This window comes from Streptomyces kebangsaanensis, assembly GCF_001906585.1.
In the GTDB taxonomy this organism is placed as follows: domain Bacteria; phylum Actinomycetota; class Actinomycetes; order Streptomycetales; family Streptomycetaceae; genus Streptomyces; species Streptomyces kebangsaanensis.
This window is the reverse complement of sequence record NZ_JUJA01000164.1, coordinates 159011-162967: the sequence shown is the minus strand read 5'-3', so window position 1 is coordinate 162967 and position 3957 is coordinate 159011. Positions and strand designations below refer to the sequence as shown.

The 3957-nt window shown below is 72.7% G+C and carries 4 protein-coding genes and 1 pseudogene; 3 read left to right on the top strand and 2 right to left on the bottom strand.

Annotation, left to right across the window (positions count from 1 at the left end):
- The first annotated feature begins 7 nt into the window (after positions 1-7).
- On the top strand, positions 8-721 hold the full coding sequence (locus RH94_RS33825; RefSeq protein ID WP_073952145.1) for an SDR family oxidoreductase: 714 nt from the start codon (positions 8-10) through the stop codon (positions 719-721).
- On the opposite strand, the gene RH94_RS46865 is transcribed toward RH94_RS33825, so the two are convergent.
- On the bottom strand, positions 703-1014 hold the full coding sequence (locus tag RH94_RS46865; protein WP_407697397.1) for a helix-turn-helix domain-containing protein: 312 nt from the start codon (positions 1012-1014) through the stop codon (positions 703-705). The two genes, RH94_RS33825 and RH94_RS46865, sit on opposite strands and share 19 nt — an antisense overlap.
- 302 nt (positions 1015-1316) lie before the next feature.
- Between RH94_RS46865 and RH94_RS33815 the strand changes: the two genes are divergently transcribed.
- The gene (locus tag RH94_RS33815) at positions 1317-2465 is read left to right on the top strand and encodes an MFS transporter (protein WP_234426221.1); all 1149 of its coding nucleotides are present in this window, start codon (positions 1317-1319) and stop codon (positions 2463-2465) included.
- Between the two features lie 677 nt (positions 2466-3142).
- Here RH94_RS33815 and RH94_RS33810 read toward each other — a convergent pair.
- Positions 3143-3673, bottom strand: coding sequence for a TetR/AcrR family transcriptional regulator (locus RH94_RS33810; RefSeq protein ID WP_073952133.1), 531 nt, complete (start codon positions 3671-3673; stop codon positions 3143-3145).
- Positions 3674-3747: 74 nt separating this feature from the next.
- Between RH94_RS33810 and RH94_RS45465 the strand changes: the two are divergent.
- Positions 3748-3957: pseudogene (locus RH94_RS45465) on the top strand (dihydrofolate reductase family protein); the annotation flags it as partial.

Below are 3957 nucleotides of genomic sequence, written 5' to 3'. Positions count from 1 at the left end.
CCCGGCCCTGCTCGGACAGACCCTCGTCGTCATCGGCGGGAGCGCGGGCATCGGGCTGGCGACCGCCGGGCACGCCCGTGCCGAGGGCGCCTCGGTGATTCTCACCGGACGGGACCCCGAACGGCTGCGTACCGCGGCCACGGAGGTCGAAGCGCTCGGCACCGCCGCCTTCGACGCCGGCGACCCGGCGCGGCTGCGGCGGTTCTTCCAGGAACTGCCCGGGCCGATCGACCACGTGATGGTCACGGCTGGACACCCGTCCTACGGGCGCCTCCTGGACATGGACTGCGATCAGGCGCGCCGGGCGGTCAGCGAGCACATGGTGCTCGCCCTCGAGGTCGCGCGCCACGCCGCCGGCACGGTACGACCGGGCGGCACACTGCTGCTCCTGGGCGGCACGGGCGCCCGGCGGATGCGTGCCGGTCTCGGGATCGCGCCCGCGGTCACCGCCGCGCTGCCCGCGTTCATCGCCGGTCTCGCGCTGGAGCTCGCACCGGTCCGGGTCAACCTGATCGCCGCCGGCTTCGTGGACACGCCGTTGTCGGCCAGGCTTCTCGGCGACGGACTCGACGCCCGTCGCGAGGAACTGCGCACCATGCTGCCGATCGGCCGCGTTGTCGTACCGGCCGACGTCGCGGCGCTCGCCGTTCACATCATGACCAACACGGCACTCACCGGCGCGACCTACGACGTCGACGGCGGTCAGCAATTCGTCGGCTGAGAGCACAGGAAGAGAGCACGGAGTCCTGGCCACCGACAGTTCGCAGGCGGGGACGGCGACGCGGAAATCCTTCGAGGCGAAGGCAGGTCCGCCCGGTCCCCGGGGCGGCCGGCAGGAAGGCGCGTCCCGCAGGGGGCCGGCGACACCCTGTGGGTGGTGCGGCGGAAGAGCGCTGCGCCCGGTTCGGGCTCCAGGGCACGGACCGTACGGGAGGCCGCGGACTGCACGACGTGCAGACGCCGGGCCGCAGCGCTGAACCCGCCCTCTTCGGCGACCGCGACGACGGCCTTCATCTCACGGAGATCCATGGCCGGCCTTCCTGGGCCGTCTCATCCACAGATGACCGTCATCTTGAATCATCTCCGCAGAACGGGAAAAAACGGCCCCGTTCATCTGTTGACGCGAAGGCGGTGGGTGAAGAACCGGGCCGGTTCCACCACCGACGGAATCCACTGTCAAGGATCGGAGAGCTCTGATGCCGCCGACGTCGGCCACGGGCCCGGGTACGGACCGCGCATCCGCCCGGAAGGACCGAGCGCCCGAGCGGCGGAGCGCCGCTCGCCGGTACGGTGCCGGGTTCTGGACGGTTGCCGCGGTGTTCGTGACGGCCATGGCGTTCTCCACCGTCCCCACACCGCTGTATCCCCTGTACCAGGCCCATGACGGGTTCTCCACGTTCACGGTCACCGTCGTGTTCGCCGTCTACGCCGTCGGAGTGCTGATCAGTCTGCTGCTCGCCGGGCACGTCTCGGACTGGCTGGGCCGCAAGAAGGTCATGACGTCGGCTCTGGCACTGGAACTGCTCGCCGCCGCCCTGTTCCTGGCCACGCCGTCCCTGCCGGTACTGATCGTCGCCCGGCTGGTCACCGGTCTCGGCGTCGGCATGCTGACGGCGACCGCCACCGCGTATCTGCAGGAGCTGCACAGCGCCCACCGGCCCGGCGCCTCGACGCGGAGGTTCGAGATCGTGTCGACCGCGGCCAACATCGGCGGCCTCGGCCTCGGGCCCGTCGCCGCGGGAGTGCTCGCCCAGTACCTGGGGGCACCGCTCCGGCTGCCGTACGCGGTCTTCGTCGTGCTGCTGCTGACCGGCGTGGCCGCCATCGCGCTGACACCTGAGACCGTTCACAAGCCCGAGGTCAGGCCCGCCTACCGCCCTCAGCGAGTCGGGGTCGCCCGCGGCGAGCGCGGACACCTCGCCGCCGCGGCCGGATTCACCTCCATGGCCGTGTTCGGCCTGTTCACCTCCGTGGTTCCCGGCTTCGTCGGCGGGACCCTGCACCACCCGTCCCGGGCGCTCGCCGGACTGGTCGTGTTCGCCGTGTTCGGAGCCGCGGCGGCTGCTCAGACGGGCACCGGCCGGCTCGGCGCCCGGGAGCGCTGGTACGTGGGGCTGGTCGCCCAGGCCCTGGGCATGGCCGTCCTCACGGTCGGCATCCACCTCGCCAGCCTGCGCCTGCTCCTGCTCGCCGGGATCACCGCCGGAGCCGGCGCCGGGGTGCTGTTCAAGTCCGCCGTCGGACACGTGGCCGACACGGCGGCGCCGGCCCGGCGCGGCGAAGCCCTCGCCGGTCTGTTCCTCGCCTCCTATCTCGGCCTGGCCCTGCTGCCCGTCGGCCTCGGTGTCGCCAGCCGCTCCATGAGCCCGACCGGTGCGACGACGTGCTTCACCGCCGTCGTACTCGTGCTGCTCGCCGCCGTCGCCGTACGGACGCGCCACCGCGGTCCCACCCGCACCCACTGAGACCGCTCCTCCCCTCGGTCTTGTCCGGCGCTGGTCAGCCCCGCTCGGGGATCTTGAGGGCATGGGGGTGACGGCACGGTGAAGGGGCCCACCGCCGCCGCGCCGGCTGCCGGGGTGCTCACGACAGCCCTGGGTTACCTCCTTCTCGCTCGGCTGATGAAGGTCGGCGAGCTGCGTGGCCTACCCGGAATGCGGTGAGTCCGGGCAGCCGGGCAAGGGGGGCGTACCTCATGGGCGCTCCTGCGCGCGGCCGGCGACACGGTCGGTCCAGTGCTTCGGACCAGTGCTTCGAAAAGGCGCACTGCGGCCGCACCGGGCGCGCTGGGTCTTGTCCGGGGAAGAGTCATGGGGTGGTGCCCGTTGAACGGTTGACCTCCCCGGACAGCAGGGGCATCGAGGGCCGGTGCGACTTGCGGAGGCTGCACAGCAGCCTCGGCCACCGCGGTCCCGCCGAGTACGGGACGGTCCTCGCGGCCCGACCACCACCCCGGACATCCGCCCCCGCACCTGCTGATCACACAGAGGGCCGCCCTCCGCCACGCGGACTCGGCGCGGGCGCCGCCGGAACAGGCGGCCGAGCGCTCGACACCGCCTTCCGGAAGAGAACCCGGCCCGCCTCGCGGTGCCTTGAAGGATGCGGGGAGGCCCGCCCAGGGATACTCCTGTGCGTCGGCCGCCTACTCCGCCGCCACGATGCGCTCGACCGCGGCCGTCACCAGTTGTTCACGCTCTGCTTCCGTGAAGACGTCCGGCAGGGTGAGCTGCTCGACGATCAGCCAGTTCAGGGTCAGCATGAGCAGCTTGACCGCCATGGCGTCGCCGGGTAGGCCGGAGGCCTCGTGGTAGGCGACGTTGGCGTCGAGGTCGGCCCGCACTCGCTCGGTGAGGACCTTGCGCAGTCCGGGGCGGCGGGTGGCCTCGAGGCGGAGTTCGAGCAGCGCGAGGTAGCCGGTGCGGAAGCGGGCGATGCGGCCGACGAGTTCGCGCATCAGCTCCGCGTAGGTCTCCCGGTCGCGGCCGGCCGCCCGCTGGCGGGCGATCGTGGCCTCGTCCGGCTGGAGCCGCTCGTACACACGGGCGCCGGCCTGGGTGAGCAGGTCGTCGCGGCCGGCGAAGTAGTTGGACGCGGTGCCGGCGGGTACGGCGGCCTCGGTGTCCACCGCCCGGAACGTCAGGCCTCGTGCGCCTTCCCTGGCCAGTACCTCGATCGCGGCGTCGACGAGGGCGGCGCGCCGCCGCGGGCCTCGCCGACGCGCCCAACCGGCGCTTCGACACCGTCGTCATGGGCCTCGGCGCCTACCGCCCCGCCCTCGACGCCGGAATCACCAGCCCGTACGCGCACCTGCGCCAGTACGTGGTGTCCAGCACCCTCAAGCCCGACACCGACCCGGCCGTCACCGTCGTCCCGGGCGACCCGCTCGCCCTCGTCCGTGAGCTCAAGCGGGAGGAGGGCACCGGCCTGGACGTCTGGCTCTGCGGCGGCGGCAGGCTC

Bases quoted from the DNA above. Each gene is read 5' to 3' on its own strand.
- RH94_RS46865 (WP_407697397.1), bottom strand. From the start codon at position 1,014: ATGAAGGCCGTCGTCGCGGTCGCCGAAGAGGGCGGGTTCAGCGCTGCG.